General features: G+C 71.4%; 14 protein-coding genes and 1 tRNA gene. 6 read left to right on the top strand and 9 right to left on the bottom strand.

Annotation, left to right across the window (positions count from 1 at the left end; translation table 11 throughout):
* Nucleotides 1–65: 65 nt before the first annotated feature.
* The gene (locus tag D5H75_RS28505; protein ID WP_119929650.1) at nt 66–1,889 is read left to right on the top strand and encodes a M4 family metallopeptidase; all 1,824 of its coding nucleotides are present in this window, start codon (nt 66–68) and stop codon (nt 1,887–1,889) included.
* Between the two features lie 174 nt (nt 1,890–2,063).
* Here D5H75_RS28505 and polA read toward each other — a convergent pair whose 3' ends face one another.
* Nucleotides 2,064–4,757 (bottom strand): DNA polymerase I, encoded by a 2,694-nt coding sequence (gene polA / locus D5H75_RS28500; protein WP_119929768.1) that lies wholly within the window; start codon nt 4,755–4,757, stop codon nt 2,064–2,066.
* Nucleotides 4,758–4,859: 102 nt separating this feature from the next.
* On the opposite strand from polA, the gene D5H75_RS28495 reads away from it, so the two are divergent.
* Both D5H75_RS28495 and D5H75_RS28490 read left to right on the top strand, forming a co-directional pair.
* A complete protein-coding gene (locus D5H75_RS28495; RefSeq protein WP_119929769.1) occupies nt 4,860–5,267 on the top strand; it encodes a PaaI family thioesterase in 408 nt (135 codons plus the stop codon).
* Between the two features lie 357 nt (nt 5,268–5,624).
* Entirely contained in the window at nt 5,625–6,176 is a 552-nt protein-coding gene (locus tag D5H75_RS28490) for a hypothetical protein (protein WP_119929649.1), read from the top strand.
* Between the two features lie 9 nt (nt 6,177–6,185).
* On the opposite strand, the gene D5H75_RS28485 is transcribed toward D5H75_RS28490, so the two are convergent.
* Nucleotides 6,186–6,752 carry a MauE/DoxX family redox-associated membrane protein gene (locus tag D5H75_RS28485; RefSeq protein ID WP_202638584.1) on the bottom strand — a complete coding sequence of 189 codons (567 nt, stop codon included), beginning with the start codon at nt 6,750–6,752 and terminating at the stop codon, nt 6,186–6,188.
* Nucleotides 6,753–7,122: 370 nt separating this feature from the next.
* Between D5H75_RS28485 and D5H75_RS28480 the strand changes: the two genes are divergently transcribed.
* Entirely contained in the window at nt 7,123–7,326 is a 204-nt protein-coding gene (locus D5H75_RS28480) for a hypothetical protein (protein WP_119929648.1), read from the top strand.
* A 291-nt stretch (nt 7,327–7,617) separates the two neighbouring features.
* A complete protein-coding gene (locus D5H75_RS28475; RefSeq protein ID WP_119929647.1) occupies nt 7,618–8,412 on the top strand; it encodes an AfsR/SARP family transcriptional regulator in 795 nt (264 codons plus the stop codon).
* Nucleotides 8,413–8,415: 3 nt separating this feature from the next.
* On the opposite strand, the gene D5H75_RS28470 is transcribed toward D5H75_RS28475, so the two are convergent.
* The 6 genes from D5H75_RS28470 to D5H75_RS28445 form a co-directional block, all read right to left on the bottom strand.
* Nucleotides 8,416–9,219, bottom strand: a complete 804-nt coding sequence (locus tag D5H75_RS28470; RefSeq protein ID WP_119929646.1) for an ABC transporter ATP-binding protein — start codon at nt 9,217–9,219, stop codon at nt 8,416–8,418.
* Nucleotides 9,209–9,949: an ABC transporter ATP-binding protein gene (locus tag D5H75_RS28465; RefSeq protein WP_119929766.1), complete on the bottom strand. Its 741-nt coding sequence runs from the start codon at nt 9,947–9,949 to the stop codon at nt 9,209–9,211. The genes D5H75_RS28470 and D5H75_RS28465 overlap by 11 nt, the downstream gene beginning before the upstream one ends.
* A 38-nt stretch (nt 9,950–9,987) precedes the next feature.
* Nucleotides 9,988–11,130, bottom strand: a complete 1,143-nt coding sequence (locus tag D5H75_RS28460) for a branched-chain amino acid ABC transporter permease (RefSeq protein ID WP_119929645.1) — start codon at nt 11,128–11,130, stop codon at nt 9,988–9,990.
* Nucleotides 11,131–11,141: 11 nt separating this feature from the next.
* Nucleotides 11,142–12,101, bottom strand: coding sequence for a branched-chain amino acid ABC transporter permease (locus D5H75_RS28455; protein WP_119929644.1), 960 nt, complete (start codon nt 12,099–12,101; stop codon nt 11,142–11,144).
* A 106-nt stretch (nt 12,102–12,207) separates the two neighbouring features.
* Nucleotides 12,208–13,386: a branched-chain amino acid ABC transporter substrate-binding protein gene (locus tag D5H75_RS28450; RefSeq protein WP_206781971.1), complete on the bottom strand. Its 1,179-nt coding sequence runs from the start codon at nt 13,384–13,386 to the stop codon at nt 12,208–12,210.
* A gap of 530 nt (nt 13,387–13,916) precedes the next feature.
* The gene (locus tag D5H75_RS28445; protein WP_422674061.1) at nt 13,917–14,549 is read right to left on the bottom strand and encodes an ANTAR domain-containing response regulator; all 633 of its coding nucleotides are present in this window, start codon (nt 14,547–14,549) and stop codon (nt 13,917–13,919) included.
* Between the two features lie 134 nt (nt 14,550–14,683).
* On the opposite strand from D5H75_RS28445, the gene D5H75_RS28440 reads away from it, so the two are divergent.
* Nucleotides 14,684–14,758, top strand: a tRNA-Leu gene (locus D5H75_RS28440).
* Between the two features lie 424 nt (nt 14,759–15,182).
* Here D5H75_RS28440 and pyk read toward each other — a convergent pair.
* Entirely contained in the window at nt 15,183–16,613 is a 1,431-nt protein-coding gene (pyk, locus tag D5H75_RS28435; RefSeq protein WP_119929642.1) for a pyruvate kinase, read from the bottom strand.
* Nucleotides 16,614–16,639 lie beyond the last annotated feature (26 nt).

Genomic DNA, 16,639 nt, shown 5'->3' with positions numbered 1-16,639 from the left:
AGCGGACCAGGGTATTGCAGCCCACATCGCTGGCGAGAACCGCCACCATCGATCACGATGACGACATGCCCGACATCGATGCGAGCGACCTCATCATCGCTCTCATCGCGCTCGCCGGCGGCGCCCTCGTCACCGCCGCCGGGGCCGTCTGGCGCACCCGCACCGCCGCCCGCACCTCGGCCCGCCTGGTCTTCGCGGAGCTGACCCGCAACGCCGCCGCCGTCGCCTACTTCCGCGCCACCGCCTCCTGGCCGGTCGTGACGCTGTCCCGCTCCTCCTGGGACGCCCACGCGGAGGCCCTGGCCCGCAAGTCCCGGCCCAGGGCGTTCGACGCCGCCCACCGCGGATACGCCGCCCTGGACGCGATCCAGTTCCTGGCCTCCGGGGACCCCCTCGACGCCGCCGTGCGCGACACGCTCCTGGAACGGTCGGTGGCCGAGGTCGTGGAGGCCCTGCGCGTCGTGGCCCGGGTGGCCGACATCCCCGACGCGCGGCTGGACGCCGAGATCCGCCGCCTCGCGGCCCCTCCCCCGGCCGGGCCCGTCCCGCCCCCCGTCGCGCTGACCGGGGCCGTCCCGCCCGACCTGCTCGTCAGCATCATCGACCACGGATCCCTCGCCGTGTCGATGTCCGCCCGCGCGGCCCTCCGCCACACCCGCTCCCTGCCGGGCCCGCCGTCCCGCGGCGAAGCGCCCGCCTCGCCGTCCTCGCCCGCCTCGCCGTCCTCGCCCGCGCCGCCGGGGCCCGCGCCGCCGGGGCCCGCGCCGCCGGGGCCCGCGCCGCCGGGGCCCGCGCCGCCGGGGCCCGCGCCGGGTCACGGCGCCCGCGCGCCCGGGCTCCGGGGCGGCCACCCCGACGACGTCACCATCGAGCTGCCGGTCCCCCGGCCCGGCGCCGCTCCCGGGCACCCGGCGGGGCAGGGGGAGGCACGCCCGTCCCGGGAGGCCCCGGACCGGGCCGGCCGCCCGGCGTCCTCCACCGGGGCCTTCCCGGTGACGCCCGCCCCGGCCGGGCCCGCCGTCCCCTTCCCCCCGGTCCCCGCCGGGCGGGTGCGGGTCTTCGACGCCGGGGGCCGCGACGACCTGGACGCGGCCCGGCCGGCCCGCGCGACGGGCGAGCCGCCGACGGGGGACGTGACGGTGGACGAGACCTACGACGCGCTGGCCGCGACCGACCGGTTCCTGCGGGAGGTGCTGGGCCGCGACTCGCTGGACGGGGCGGGACGGCCTCTCGAGGCGGTCGTGCACTACTCGACGGAGTTCCTCAACGCCTACTGGGACGGGCGGCGGGTCGTCGTGGGCGACGGCGACGGCCGGGTGTTCGGCCGGTTCAGCGCGCGCGTCGAGGTGATCGCGCACGAGCTGTGCCACGGATTCCCCGAGCTGGAGCTGGAGTTCGAGGGGCAGAGCGGGTCGGTGCTGGAGTCGCTGTGCGACGTGTTCGGCGTCCTCACCCTCCAGTACCACCGCGGCGACACCGCCGAGGAGGCGTCCTGGCTGCTCGGCGAGGGCCTGCTGATCGGCCAGCCCGCCCTGCGCTCGATGCGCGCCCCCGGCACGGCGTACGGCGGCGGCCTCGTCGGCCGGGACGCCCAGCCCGCGCACATGCGGGACTACGTCCGCACCTCCGAGGACAACGGCGGCGTCCACGTCAACTGCGGCATCCCCAACCACGCCTTCTACCGCGCGGCGATCGCCTTCGGCGGGCACGCCTGGGAGAAGGCCGGCCTGATCTGGTACGACGCGATCACGCGCCCCGCGCTGCCCCCGCGCCCCGACTTCGCCGTCCTCGCCCGGCGCACCGTCACCGCCGCCCGCCACCGCTTCGGCAGCCCCGAGGCCGCCGTGGTCGCGGACGCCTGGAAGGCCGTCGGGATCCAGCCCTCCTGACCCGCCCCGGCCCCCACGTGATCCCGATCCGTGATCCCGCGACCCCGTGAATCCGCGATGCGCGATCCCGTGGTCCGGGCGCGCCCGGACCACGGGCGGGATCGGCGCGGCGTCACGAGATCCCGGCCCGGCCGGCGAGGCCGGGCGCGGGCCGTACGCCGATGGGGGCGCGGGCTAGTGGCCCGCGTCCTCCCAGGTGCGGCCCACGCCGACGGAGACCTCCAGGGGGACGCGCAGGGTGTAGGCCTGGCTCATGCGGTCGACGACGAGGTCGCGCAGGGCGTCCAGCTCACCGGGGGCGACCTCGAAGACGAGCTCGTCGTGGACCTGGAGGAGCATGCGCGAGCGCAGCCCCGCCCCGGCCATGGCCGTGGCCACGTCGAGCATGGCGACCTTGATGATGTCGGCGGCCGAGCCCTGGATGGGGGCGTTGAGAGCCATGCGCTCGGCCATCTGGCGGCGCTGCCGGTTGTCGCTGGTCAGGTCGGGCAGGTAGCGGCGGCGGCCGAGCATGGTCTCGGTGTAGCCGTCGCGGGTGGCCTGGGCGACCACGCCCTCCAGGTAGTTCTTGACCTCGCCGAACTCCTGGAAGTACTCCTCCATGAGGCCGCGCGCCTCACCGGGGGAGATGCCGAGCTGCTGCGACAGGCCGAACTCCGACAGGCCGTACGCCAGGCCGTAGTTCATCGCCTTGATGCGGCTGCGCAGCTCCCCGTCGATCTGCTCGGGCGGCAGGTCGAACACGCGCGCGGCGATCGTCTGATGGAAGTCGTGGCCGGAGGCGAACGACTCGATCAGCGACTCGTCTCCGGACAGGTGGGCCATGATGCGCAGCTCGATCTGGCTGTAGTCGGCCGTGAGCAGCGTCTCGTAGCCCTCGCCGACGACGAAGCCCTGCCGGATGCGGCGGCCCTCGGCCGTGCGGATCGGGATGTTCTGGAGGTTGGGCTTCTCCGAGGACAGGCGCCCGGTCGCGGCCACGATCTGGTTGAACGTGGTGTGGATGCGGCCGTCGTCGGAGATCTCCTTGATCAGCCCCTCGACGGTGGTGCGCAGCTTGGCCTGGTCGCGGTGGCGCAGCAGGATCGTCGGCAGCTCGTGCTCGGTCTGCCCGGCCAGCCAGGCCAGCGCGTCGGCGTCGGTGGTGTAGCCACTCTTGATCTTGCGGGTCTTGGGCAGCCCGAGCCGGTTGAACAGAATCTCCTGGAGCTGCTTGGGCGAGCCCAGGTTGAACTGCTCGCCGACCGTGCGGTGCGCCTCCTCGGTGGCCTGCTTCACCGCCGCCGCGAACTGCGCCTCCAGCCCGGCGAAGTAGTCGTGGTCGGCCGCGATCCCGGTGCGCTCCATCTCGGCCAGCACCCGCACCAGCGGCAGCTCCACCTCGCGCAGCAGCCCGGTCTCTCCGCGCTCGTCCAGCCGCTCCTCCAGCACCCCGGCCAGCTCGACGACCGCCCGCGCCTGCAGCGCCAGTTCCCTGGCCGCCTCCTCCTCGCCGGACCCGTCCAGCGTGAGCTGGCCGTTCTCGGCCGCGTCGGTGCGCAGCCCGCGCCGGAGGTAGGTCAGCGACAGCGTGTCCAGGGGGTACTTCGGCCGGTCGGGCTCCATGAGGTAGGCCGCCAGCGCCGTGTCGCAGGTCACGCCGTGCAGGTCCAGCCCGCGCGCCCACAGCGCGAGCAGCGGCCCCTTGGAGTCGTGGACGGCCTTGGCCCGCGCCGGGTCGGCCAGCCAGCCGCCCAGCGCCGCCTCGTCCTCGGGGGTCAGCGCGGTCGGGTCGAGGAACGCGGCCCGGCCCTCGGCCGTGGACAGGGCGATCCCGTCGAGGTTGCCCGTGCCGCTCCCCCACGCGCCGCGGAAGGCCACGCCCAGCCGGCCGGCGCCCGCCGCGTGCTCGGCCAGCCAGGACCCGGCCTCGCCCGGCCCGAGCACGGTCAGCTCGACCTCGAAGCCGTCCTCGGCCTCCGGCTCCTCGGCGGAGACCGCCTCGTAGAGCCGCTCGCGCAGGCCGCGGAACTCCAGCGTGTCGAACAGCGTCTCGATCTTGGGCCGGTCCCACGGCTTCATGCGCAGCTCGTGCGGGTCGGCGCCGCAGGGCACGTCGCGCAGGAGCTGGGTCAGCTCGCGGTTGCGCACCACGTTGCCGAGGTGCTCCCGCAGGCGCTCGCCCGCCTTGCCCTTGACCTCGTCCACCCGGTCCACCAGGGCCGACAGCGAGCCGAACTCCTGGATCCACTTGGTCGCGGTCTTCTCGCCCACGCCCGGGATGTTCGGCAGGTTGTCACTGGGGTCGCCGCGCAGCGCCGCGAAGTCGGGGTACTGCGCGGGCGTCAGGCCGTACTTCTCCTGGACCGCCTCGGGGGTGAAACGGGTCATGTTGCTGATGCCGACGCGGTTCATCAGCACGGTGACGTTCTCGGTGACGAGCTGGAGCGCGTCGCGGTCGCCCGTGACGATCAGGACCTCCATGCCCTCGGCCTCGGCCCGCGTGGCCAGCGTGGCGATGATGTCGTCGGCCTCGAACCCGGGCAGCGACAGCTTCGTGATCCCGAGCGTGTCGAGCACCTCGAAGATCAGCGGCATCTGGCTGCGGAAGTCGTCGGGCGTCTCGCTGCGGTTCGCCTTGTACTCGGTGTAGGTCTCGTGCCGGAACGTCGGCTCCGACCGGTCGAACGCCACCGCCACGTGGGTCGGCTGCTCGTCGCGCAGCACGTTGATGAGCATCGACGTGAACCCGTAGACCGCGGTGGTCAACTGGCCCGTGGTCGTGCGGAGGTTCGACTCCTTCAGCGCGTAGTAGGCGCGGTAGGCGAGCGAGTGCCCGTCGAGGAGGAGCAGCCGCTCACGGGAGGCTTGGGCAGGGGTCACGTCCATCTTCACCACGGGTCGATCCTAGGCTCTGCCTACGACAGAAACGCGCTGTTGAGGAAGGGCGGAGATTTGAGCACCTTGGACGGCAAGAGCCTTTCGGACCTGATGGCCCTCCACGGGTTCGCGGACGGCGAGCACCTGGCCGCGCGGATGGGCATCGAGTTCGTGGAGGCGAGCCCCGACCGCGTCGTCGGGCGCATGCCCGTCGCCGGGAACACCCAGCCCTACGGCCTGCTCCACGGCGGCGCGTCCTGCGTGCTCGCCGAGACCCTCGGCTCCACCGCCGCGGCCCTGCACGCGGGCCCCGATCGCGTCGCCGTGGGCATCGAGATCAACGCCACCCACCACCGGTCCGCGACCTCCGGGCACGTGACCGGCGTCGCCACCAAGGCCCACGCCGGCAACACCCTGGCCACCTACGAGATCGTCATCACCGACGAGCAGGACCGTCGCGTCTGCACCGCCCGCCTCACCTGCATGCTCCGGGACCGTCCCCCCGCGAGCGCCGCATAAATAACGGAGTCAACACATTCCCCGGTTTGTGCCACCCGTCTCTTTGCGCCCACCCCCCTCGGGTCGCTACCGTTGACTCCACGCACGTGCCCGGGGCAGCCGAGTAGACAACGCACAAGACCGGGGAAGTCTTGTACGGCACCAAAGGCCGGCCCCGGGTCCGTTCGTTTCGGACCCTCCCGCCCCCGCGAACGCCCGGCCCCCTCCGGCGCACGGCTCCCGCCCGCGCCCCCGCCGTACACCTCGGCGGCCACGCCGTACACCTCGGCAGGCGGCCTGGCCGGGCCCCGGGAACGACTCGGCCACGCTCAGTCTGGATCATTCCGCCCGGGCCGGGCAAAGGGATATCTTCGTCGCGTGCCCCCCACCGCGCGCGCACTCCCGGCCCTCGCCCTCGCCGCGACCGCCCTCACGGCCTGCACGGGGACGCCCCCCGCCGCCGCCCCCTCCCCCGCCGCGCGCCCGACCTACGAACTGCCCGCCCGCCCCGTGCGCTCGGACGAGACGCCACTCAAGCTCCCCCCGGTCAGGGACGGCGAGACCGAGTTCACCCTGATCGGCATCGCCTCCGGCATCACCTCGATCTCCGGCAGCCACGCCGAGTTCACCCCCAAGGGCGTCTACACCCGCGTCCGCGTCTCCGTCGCCAACAACGGCCGCTCCTCGGTGCTGTTCCGCACCGGCCGCCAGGAACTCCTCGCCGGCGGCCGCGTCGTCACCCCCGACTACGACGCGATGAACATCAGGCGCCAGCCCGAGTCCTTCACCCTCGGCTCCGACATGCGCGCCGAGTTCGACCTGTGGTACCTGCTGCCCCCCGGCACCCGCCCCACCGCCATGCGCCTGTACGGCGGCGCCTCCCTCTACGACATGAAGGACGAGGAGGGCGCCCGCGTCGCCATCCCCTGACCGGTACGGCTAGCGCGGCCGCCGCGCCTGCTGGACCGGGATCGGACGGAAGAGCTGCACGATGTCGTCCATCACGGTGACCAGGCCGCCCACGACCAGGCCCGCGCACACGGCGACCACGGCTCCCCCGGCCTCCACGGGTCCGGTCGCGCCCGCCGCCGCCACGCCCACCGCGGCGAACGCCGTCAGCAGCAGGTTGCGCACGATGTGCTGGGGGCCGAGCGGCGTCTCCGAACGGCCGAAGCAGCGGCACGAGGTGTCCACCTTCCGGTGCAGCGCCAGGGCGATGCCGCCGGTGAACGCCAGCAGCAGGCCCGCCGCCAGCACCAGGCCCGCCGTGACCGCCGGCCGCCCGCCCACCGCGAGCAGCGCGCAGATCGCCGCCTCCGCCGCCACCACGAGCACCGCCACCTGCCGGGACAGCGCCGCCCCCCAGGGCTGCAACCGCCGCGTGGACGCCACGAACGCCTCGAACGACGCCCGGTTCCTGACCTTGCTCACCGACGAGACGAGGAACACGACCCCCAGCAGGCACCGGATCGCCGGTTCGAGGTACTGCACGGCGAGTTCCCCCACTCCGCAGCTCGTGGCCGGCAAGGCGGCCGCGTGACACCTCCAAGATCTTGCCGCTCCGAAACGTAACATCTCCCCCCGTTCCCCACCAGAGTCCCCGAACCCACCCCATCGGGCACCCGGCCCGCCCCGGCGACCCGGCGGAAAGGCGGCCTCGCGAAGGCCGGAACGCCATTTCCACCCGCCCCGGAAGGAACCGCGGCGACCCTCGCGAAGGGAACGCCGAATGATTTCTCCTCGTGCCCCCGCGAAACTCGGCCGGCGCTTTCCCGTGTGCACGGAATATGCCGCCGATGTATTACCCCGGCCTACCCTGGGCCCTCGCCGCCCGCCACCGGGAAAGCCCCGGTCGCGGACCACCGGAGGAGGACAGATGAGGAAATCCCTGGGACACCTCGCCGACCGCCTGTTGTCCATCGTCGTGCCCAAGAGCACCGCCGGCGCCCAGCAGATGGACCCCTGCTACTACAAGACCAGGTGCGAGCCGTGCGGCGAGGTCCGGGGAAGGACCGTCACCATCATGTGCTGCACCTACGGCTGCTCCGTCTTCCGCCGGGGCACCTGCGGGAGCTGCTGACCACAGGCGGGCGGCCGCGCATGTCCGCCCCCGGGCGGCCCCGCGCTGTCGCGGGGCCGCCCCCGCCGTCCACGCTCCGTCCCGCGCCCGGCCGCCGCTCCCCGCGGGCCGGGATCTGGTGATCCCCCAATCGACCTGATACCGTCCGAAGAGATGATCAGCACGCATTCCGGCAGCGAAATCGGCGGCGCGTAAACGCTCTCGGCGAAACGGCGGCCCGACGTGGGGTCACCGCTCGCGGGATGGTCGTAGGGGGAATCCTTGAGGCTTTCCTTCGCGATACTCGGACCGGTGAGGGCAGGCGTAGAAGGACAGCAGACGAGAATCGGATCCGCGAAGGTCCGCACCCTTCTCGCGCTGCTCCTGGTCCACGCCGGCACCAGGCTCCCGACCTGTACCGCGATCGCGGAACTGTGGGGCGGCCACCCCCCGAAATCCGCCCACGCCAACCTGCGCACCTACGCCTCCCGCCTGCGCGCGCTGCTGGTGGCGGCCGGGGAGAACGGCGACGCCCCCGCCCGGCTGACGGGCGTGCCGGACGGCCTCATCCTGGAATACGACTCGGCGCGCTGCTCCCTGGACATGCGCGACTTCGAGCGAGACGCGGAGCAGGGCCGGAGAGCCCTCGCCGAGGGCGACTGCCGCGCCGCCGCGCCGCTCCTGAAGCGCGCCCTCGTCCACTGGCGGGGCGAGCCCTTCCAGGACGCCACGCTGGGGCCCCTGCTCTCCACCCGCGCCCACGCGCTGCGGGACCGGCGGGCCGCCGCCTTCGAGGACGCCGCCCGCGCCGGGCTGCACCTGGGCGAACACGCCGAGTGGGTCCCGCGGCTGCGGACCTTCCTGTACGAGAACCCCACCCGGGAGCACGCCTGGGCGCTGCTGATGCGCGGGCTCTACCTCGCGGGAGACGTCGGCGGGGCCGTACGGAGCTATCAGCGGGCGCGGGAGACGCTGGCGGCGGAGCTCGGCGTCGAGCCCGGGGCCGAGCTGCGGGGCGTGCACGACGCGATCCTGCGCCGCGACCTGCCGGCCGGGGAACGCAGCGGGCGCCCGGACCGTTCGTCCGGGCGCCCGCGGGCCGGTTGAGGGTCAGGCGCCCTCGCGGGTGGAGGCGTCGCCGTTGGGGGTGGCCACCTGGCCTTCCTTGGCGGCGGGCTCGCCGTCCTGCGGGGCGTCGCCGTCGACGCCCAGGTCGCCGCCGAGGTAGGCGGCGCGGACCTCGGGGTCGTCGAGGAGGTCGCTGGCGGGGGCCGACTTGACCACGCGGCCCGTCTCGATGACGTACGCCCGGTGGGCGAGCTGGAGCGCCTGCTGGGCGTTCTGCTCGACCAGCAGCACGGTGGTGCCGCGCTCGTTGATCTTCTGGATGATCTCGAAGATCTGGGCGACCAGCATCGGGGCCAGGCCCATCGACGGCTCGTCGAGCAGGAGCACCTTGGGCTTGGTCATCATGGCGCGGCCGATGGCGAGCATCTGCTGCTCACCGCCGGACATCGTGCCGCCGGCCTGGGTACGGCGTTCCGCCAGGCGCGGGAACAGGTCGTACACCTCGTCCAGCTCGGCCTTGACCTCGCCCTTGCGGGCGTACGCGCCCATCAGCAGGTTCTCGTGCACGGTCATGCCCGGGAAGATGCCGCGGCCCTCGGGGGCCTGGCCGATGCCGGCCAGGACCCGCTTGTGACCGGGCATCTTGCTGATGTCCTGGCCGGCGAAGGTGATCCGGCCCGAGGTCAGCGGGCGCAGGCCCGAGATCGTCTTCAGCGTCGTGGTCTTGCCCGCGCCGTTGCCGCCGATGAGGGTGACGATCTCACCCTCGTCGACCGCGATCGAGATGCCCTTGAGCGCCGCGATCTTTCCGTAGTGGACGTGGATGTCCTCGATCTCAAGAAGCATCGGCGGGAGCCCCCAGGTACGCCTCGATGACCTTCGGGTTGTTCTGCACTTCACGAGGCAGACCTTCGGCGATCTTCTGGCCGAAGTCGAGCACGGCGATCCGGTCGCTGATGTCCATCACCAGCCCCATGTCGTGCTCGATGAGCAGCACGGTGATGCCCCGGTCGCGAATGCGGCGGATCAGGCCCTGCAGCGCCAGCTTCTCCGCCGGGTTCATGCCCGCCGCCGGCTCGTCGAGCAGGAGCAGCTTCGGATTCGTCGCCAGCGCCCGCGCGATCTCCAGCCGGCGCTGGTCGCCGTACGGCAGGTTCTTGGCCGTCTCCTCCGAGCTGCCGCCGATCCCGACGAAGCTCAGCAGCTCCCGCGCGGTCTCGCGGCCCTGCCGCTCCTCCTTGCGGTGCCAGGGCAGGCCCAGCGTCGCGCCGACCGCGCCCGTGCGGTGGTGGGCGTCCGCCCCCACCATCACGTTCTCCAGCGCCGACATGTTGTGGAACAGCCGGATGTTCTGGAACGTGCGGGCGATGCCGAGCTTGGTGACCCGGAAGCGCTTCATGCCGTTGAGCTTCTGCCCGTCGAAGCGGACCTCGCCCTCGGCCGGCTTGAACACCCCGGTGATGGCGTTGAACACCGTCGTCTTGCCCGCGCCGTTCGGCCCGATGATCGAGAAGATCTCGCCCCGCCGTACGGACAGATCGACACCGCGCACCGCGACCACGCCGCCGAAGCGCATGACGAGCTTGCGCAGTTCGAGGATCGGAGTCTCGTCGCTCACTTGCTCACCGCCTCCTGGGTGGTGTCCGCGCCGGGACCGGCGACCTCCGCACCCATCGAACCCATGCCTCCGGTGCCCTCGGCCAGCTCCGCCCGGCGACGCCGCGACGGCAGCAGCCCCTCAGGCCGGAAGATCATCATGATCACCAGGATGAGCCCGAAGAACAGCATCCGGAACTCCTCCAGGCGGTAGTCGAAGATCGTCACCTCGAACGCCCGCAGGAACTCCGGCAGCCAGGCGATCACGAAGGCGCCCAGGATGACGCCGGGCAGGTTGCCCGACCCGCCGAACACCACGCACACCAGGATCGTCGCCGACAGGATGAAGGGGAACATGCCCGGGTTCGCGTAGTTGAGCTGCCCGGCGTACACCGAACCCGCCAGACCGCCGATCATCGCGCCGATGAAGAACGCCAGCAGCTTGAACTTGAACGTCGGCACGCCCATCAGCTCGGCCGCGTCCTCGTCCTCGCGGATCGCCGCCCACGCGCGGCCCACCCGGCTGTGCTCCAGCCGCCACGAGAAGATGATCACCAGGACGATCAGGCCCAGGATCAGGTAGTAGAACGCCGGCGCGTTGTTGGTGAAGTCCAGGCCCGGCAGCACCGGCGCCGGGACGCCGGACAGGCCCACCGCCGCGCCCAGCGGCTTGGCGTTCACCGCCACGATCCGCACGATCTCCCCGAAACCCAGCGTCACGATCGCCAGGTAGTCGCCGCGCAACCGCAGCGTCGGCGCGCCCAGGATCACCCCGGCGAGCGCCGTCAGCACGATCGCGATGGGCACCGTCGGCCAGAACGTCCAGCCGAGCTGCGTCCCCATGTACGCCCAGGTGTACGCGCCGATCGCGAAGAAGGCCACGTAACCCAGGTCCAGCAGGCCCGCCTGGCCCACCACGACGTTGAGCCCCACCGCCAGCAGGACGTAGATCCCGATGGGCTGGCCGAGGACGCCCACCCAGTCGCCCGAGGGCGACATGATGCTCCCGATCGCCGGGTGCGGCAGCACGGCCGCGACCGCGATCAGCGCCACGTAGACCGCCCAGCGCTGCCACGTGGTGGCACGCCGCCACCAGCCGTGGAGCCCGTCGGTCAGGCCGCCCAGGCCGGCGCCGGACTTCGACTTCGTCTCGCTCCGCATGCTTCCCCCGCTCATGCTCGCGCCCGCTGGAGAGACTCACCGAGGATCCCGGTGGGACGGAACATCAGGATGATCACCAGAACCGTGAAGGCGATCACGTCGCGCCAGGTGGAGCCGAAGAAGGCCGCTCCCCAGTTCTCGAGCAGGCCCAGCGCGAACCCGCCCAGCAGGGCGCCCCGCAGGTTTCCGATGCCGCCGAGCACCGCCGCCGTGAAGGCCTTGACGCCGAGGAGGAAACCGATGTCGAACTTGGTGTTCTCGTACGCTCCGAGGTACAGCACCGCGGCCACACCGGCCATGGCCCCGCCGAGCAGGAACGTCATCCGCACGATCACGTCGATGTTCACGCCCATCAGGACCGCCGTCTCCGGGTCCTGCGCCGTCGCGCGGATGCCGCGGCCGATCTTGGTCCGGGTCACCGTCTGGTCCAGCACGATCATCATGATGATCGCGGAGACCACGATGATGACGTGGTAGAGCTGCACCTTGGTGTCGCCGATCGAGAACAGCGTCTCTCGACCGAGGAAGCGCGGGCTGCCGATCTGGTTGCCACCGGGCTTGTCGAACACCGGCTGGATGATGACGAGCTTGAAGAGCTCCTGGAGGAAGAACGATGCGCCGATCGCGGAGATCAGGGCCGCCAGCCGGGACGCCCCCCGCTTCCGCAGCGGGCGATACGCGGCCAGTTCGAGGAGCACGGCGGCTCCACCGGACGCCGCCATCGCGACCAGGATCAGCATCACGAGCACGCCGACCATCGCGAGCCCCGTCGGCGCGGTGATCCCGAACTGGAGCACCACGAACAGCGCCGCGAAGGTGCCGATCATGAAGATCTCGGAGTGCGCGAAGTTGATCAGCCGGAGCACGCCGTAGACCATTGTGTAGCCCAGCGCGACGAGGGCGTAGATGGCCCCGGCCGTGAGGCCGCCGACTGTGTTGGTTCCGAACTGGTTCAGAAATTCTTGGAACATGGGTCGCCTTCACAAGGGACGGCAAAGCCCTGGGCGGGCCGGGGGGCGAGCGCGCTGTAGCACACTCGCCCCCGCGCCGTCAGATGAGTCCCTGCTGTCTGTCGAACTACTGGAGCGCGGCCTTGTCCGCCTCACCCAGCAGGGAGATCTCTCCCTTGGTGACCTTGTAGACGTAGATCAGGCTCGTCGCGATCTCGCCGTTCTCCTGGAACTTGATCTGCTTGGAGACACCGGCGAAGTCCGTCGCCTTGAGCTTCTCGTTGATCTGCTCGGAGGTCGTCGCGCCGGCCTCGATCGCCTTCAGGATCGCGTTCGCCGCGTCGTAGCCCTCGGTGCCGTAGATCAGCGGGTCGGTGTTCCACTTCGCCTTGTACGCGTCCGCGAACGTCTTCAGCTCGGTGGCCGTCGACTTGAACGGGATCTTGCAGGCGCAGCTCAGCACGACGTTGTCGGCCTGCTCCTTGCCCGCCGCGTCCACCAGCGCCGGGTCCACCGAGCCGTCGCCCGAGGCGTACAGGGCGGTGATGCCCGCGTCACGGATCTGCTTCAGCATCTTGCCGGTGAACGAGTAGTAACCGCCGGCGAAGATGAAGTCGGGCTGGAACGACTTGATCTTGGCGACCGTGGAGGACACGTCGGACGCCTGCGCGTCGACCTTGTCCTCGGCGATCTGCACACCCTTGGCCTTCATCGTGTCGCCGACCGACTTGGCCAGGCCCACGCCGTACTCACCCTGGTCGCTCAGCATGAACGCCTTCTTGGGCTGCGCGGTGCGGAGCACGAACTCGGCCAGCTGCGGGCCCTGGGCGTCGTCGTTGGCGACGACCCGGTGCCAGTACTTCCAGCCGCTCTTGCCCAGGTCCGTCGCGGTCGCCGACGGCGTCACGCTCGGGATCTTGTTGGTCTGCAGGATCGGGTTGACCGCACGCGACTCGCTGGAGAAGGCCGGGCCGATCAGGGCGGCGATCTTGTCCTTCTTGATCGCCTGGTTGACCTGGTTGACGGCCTGCTCCGCCTTGCCCTGGGTGTCGTACCGCTTGAGCTTGACCTTCACCTTCGGGTTCTTCTTGTTGTACTCCTCGACCGCCAGCTCAGCACCGTTGGCCGGGGGAATCACCAGAGCCCGGTCGGGACCGGTCAGGTCGCCCATGACGCCGATCGTGAGTTCGGTGGCGCCTTCTCCACCCTTTCCACCCCCGGAGCCGCCGCCGCACGCCGCGAGGCCGAGGGAGATCGCCATACCGGCGGCGGCGATGCCGCCGAGGCGCACCAGTTTGGGCCGCAAGGTTGCCTTCCTTTCCGGACCCACGGGGGGTCGGGTACGCATCTGGGGCCCGGGCACGGGGTCAGCCGCCCGGGGACGTGTCCGTAGTACAGCCAGCGGAAGTAACGGGTCGATACACGGGCCCCCCAGTGTTACCGCTTCGTTACTACTCCGTGCCTGGCTGGCGACGACCGTGCACAAATGGACAGCAATCAGACACTCCAGATGCACACAGAGTCACTAAGACCCCTACAGAAGCCCCAATCGATCACGACCGGTCATCCACGGGCAGACAGGTGAGAAAAACGCTCTCACCTGCGAAAACAGGGCACTTCCGGGAAATATGGAACGTGAGATGTCACACCGCACCCACTCCCACGAGTCCCACCCGTCACACTCCCGTGACCGAACCGTCTCCTCCGCCGTCCGGCGCCCCTCCCGGCGGCCCTGACCAGGCATCACGACCCGCCCCTGAACGCGAAAACGCCGTACGGCGCCGCCCGGGGCGGGCGGAAGCCGTACGGCGTCGAAGCGGCCGCGACGCGAGGAGGTCAGGACTCGGCCGGCTCCCCGGCGGCCGGTGTCTCCGCGGGGGCGGCGGACCCGGCGGGGTTCGCGCCCTCGACCACGATCTCGGCGACGCGGCGCATGCTCAGGCGGCGGTCCATGGACGCCTTCTGGATCCAGCGGAACGCCTGCGGCTCGGTCCAGCCGTGCTCGACCATCAGCAGGCCCTTGGCCCGCTCGACCAGCTTGCGCGTCTCCAGGCGCTCCTGGAGGGTGCCGACCTCGGCCTCCAGCGCGGCCATCTGCTCGTGCCGGCTCACCGCCATCTCGATCGCGGGCACCAGGTCGGCCTTGGTGAACGGCTTCACCAGGTAGGCCATCGCGCCCGCGTCGCGCGCGCGCTCCACGAGGTCCCGCTGCGAGAACGCGGTCAGGATCAGGCACGGCGCCACCCGCTCGGCCACGATCCGCTCCGCCGCGGAGATCCCGTCGAGCACGGGCATCTTCACGTCGAGGATCACCAGGTCCGGCCGCAGCTCCATCGCGAGCCGCACGGCCTCCTCCCCGTTCCCCGCCTCGCCGACGACGGCGTAACCGTCCTCCTCCAGCATCTCCTTCAGATCGAGCCGGATCAGTGCCTCATCTTCCGCGATCACCACGCGCCGCTGCGTACTCACGCCAAGAGAGTACCGAGGTCCGCTACATTAGGAACACGCCAGCCTCCGGGCACACCCCCACAGGACGTGATCGGTAGGATGGCATGCACCAGATCCGGACAAGTCGGGATTAGTCGCGACAAGTTCGGACAAGGGCCCCGGTACTCCAATTGGCATGAGAGGGCGGCCTCAAAATCCGTACAGTGTGGGTTCGAATCCCACCCGGGGCACACTTCACACTTTCCGGTTCGCCCGCGTCTGTCGCGGCGACTCCTGGCCGGCCTGATCGAACGCGCCTGTCAGGCGTTCCGCGCGGTCATGCCCTCGTCCAAGCCCGGCCGCGTGCGACGCCCCCGGCCGTACGGGAGTGAAGAGCCACTCCGAGCACCGGCCCCGCCTGGCGAGGATCACCGGTGCGAGTACCCTCGCCACCTCTCCGTCAACGTCCCCCAGGACATCCCCGGCCTTTTCACCGAGGCCCTGGATCGTCCCGGCGTCGAATGGAAGCACGCCGAACCGGCGACGGACTCAGTGGCCGAGCGGGAGGCCGTCGCGCCGCTCGACGAGTTCGCCGGGCCGAAGCACTGATCGAGCGCGCCGCCGTACGCCGAAGGCCCGGCTCCGCCGGGTGGGGAAGCCGGGCCCTGAACGGGGTCAGCGGGGGTGGGAGACGGCGTTGCCGAGGGTGTGGACCCGGAGGGCGTTGGTGCTGCCCGGGGTGCCGGGCGGGCTGCCGGCGACGATCACGACCTTGTCGCCCTTCTCGCCGCGGCCGTGGGAGAGGAGGGACGCCTCGACCTGGTGGACCATCTCGTCGGTGTGGTGGGCGAAGGGGACCTCGAAGGTCTCCACGCCCCAGGTCAGCGAGAGCTGGCCCCGCACGGCCGCCACCGAGGTGAAGGCGAGCAGGGGGATCGAGGAGCGGTAGCGGGCCAGGCGGCGGGCGGTCTCGCCGGACATGGTGAAGGCGACCAGGGCCTTGGCGCCGACGATGGCGCCGACCTCGGCGGCGGCGCGGGCGATGGCCCCGCCGGTGGTCTCCGGGCGGCGCTCCAGGCTGTGGGTGGCCTCCAGGGAGGACTCCTCGGCGGCCACCACGATGCGGGCCATGGTGGAGACGGCCTCGATGGGATAGGAGCCCACCGAGGTCTCACCGGAGAGCATGACCGCGTCGGCGCCGTCGATCACGGCGTTGGCCACGTCGCTCGCCTCGGCCCGGGTGGGGCGCGGGCTGCTGATCATGGATTCGAGCATCTGGGTGGCGACGATGACCGGCCGGGCCTTCTCGCGGCAGAGCTCGATGGCGCGCTTCTGGACGATGGGGACCTGCTCCAGGGGCAGCTCGACGCCGAGGTCGCCGCGGGCGACCATGATGCCGTCGAAGGCCTCGACGACCTGGGGCAGGGCCTCGACGGCCTGGGGCTTCTCGATCTTGGCGAGCAGCGGGACGCGGATGCCCTCGTCGTCCATGACCTCGCGGACGATGGCGGCGTCGGCCGGGGAGCGCACGAAGGACAGGGCGACCATGTCGGCGCCGATGCGCAGGCCCCAGCGGAGGTCCTCCTCGTCCTTCTCCGTCATCGCGGGGACGGAGACGGCGACGCCGGGGAGGTTGAGGCCCTTGTTGTCGGAGACCATGCCGCCGACGAGGACACGGGTCTCGACGCGGGGGCCGTCCACCCGGGTGACCTCCAGGACGACCCGGCCGTCGTCCACGAGGATCTTGTCGCCCTCGGAGACGTCGCCGGGCAGGCCCTGGTAGCCCGTGGAGACGATCTCGCGGTTGCCGGGGACGTCCTCGGTGGTGACCGTGAAGGAGTCGCCGAAGGTGAGGCGTACGGGCCCTTCGGCGAACCGGCCCAGGCGGATCTTGGGACCCTGGAGGTCCACGAGGATCCCGACGGCGCGGCCGCTCTCGGCGGCGGCCTGCCGTACCCGCTCGTACACCTCGCGGTGCTGCTCGTGGGTACCGTGGCTCATGTTCAGGCGGGCGACGTCCATTCCGGCGGCGATGAGCTCGCGGATACGCTCGGGAGAGGATGTCGCGGGACCGAGGGTACAGACGATCTTGGCTCGACGACTCACCCCCCTACCCTAATTGGTCCAGACCA

The organism is Bailinhaonella thermotolerans, assembly GCF_003594875.1.
Classification (GTDB): domain Bacteria; phylum Actinomycetota; class Actinomycetes; order Streptosporangiales; family Streptosporangiaceae; genus Bailinhaonella; species Bailinhaonella thermotolerans.
Note: the sequence above shows the minus strand (reverse complement) of the source record. Positions and strands in the feature narration are given on the sequence as shown.

Bases quoted from the DNA above. Each gene is read 5' to 3' on its own strand.
- D5H75_RS28505 (WP_119929650.1), top strand. From the start codon at position 66: ATGCCCGACATCGATGCGAGCGACCTCATCATCGCTCTCATCGCGCTC.
- polA (WP_119929768.1), bottom strand. From the start codon at position 4,757: ATGGACGTGACCCCTGCCCAAGCCTCCCGTGAGCGGCTGCTCCTCCTC.
- D5H75_RS28495 (WP_119929769.1), top strand. From the start codon at position 4,860: ATGGCCCTCCACGGGTTCGCGGACGGCGAGCACCTGGCCGCGCGGATG.
- D5H75_RS28480 (WP_119929648.1), top strand. From the start codon at position 7,123: ATGAGGAAATCCCTGGGACACCTCGCCGACCGCCTGTTGTCCATCGTC.
- D5H75_RS28470 (WP_119929646.1), bottom strand. From the start codon at position 9,219: ATGCTTCTTGAGATCGAGGACATCCACGTCCACTACGGAAAGATCGCG.
- D5H75_RS28465 (WP_119929766.1), bottom strand. From the start codon at position 9,949: ATGCGCTTCGGCGGCGTGGTCGCGGTGCGCGGTGTCGATCTGTCCGTA.
- D5H75_RS28460 (WP_119929645.1), bottom strand. From the start codon at position 11,130: ATGCGGAGCGAGACGAAGTCGAAGTCCGGCGCCGGCCTGGGCGGCCTG.
- D5H75_RS28455 (WP_119929644.1), bottom strand. From the start codon at position 12,101: ATGTTCCAAGAATTTCTGAACCAGTTCGGAACCAACACAGTCGGCGGC.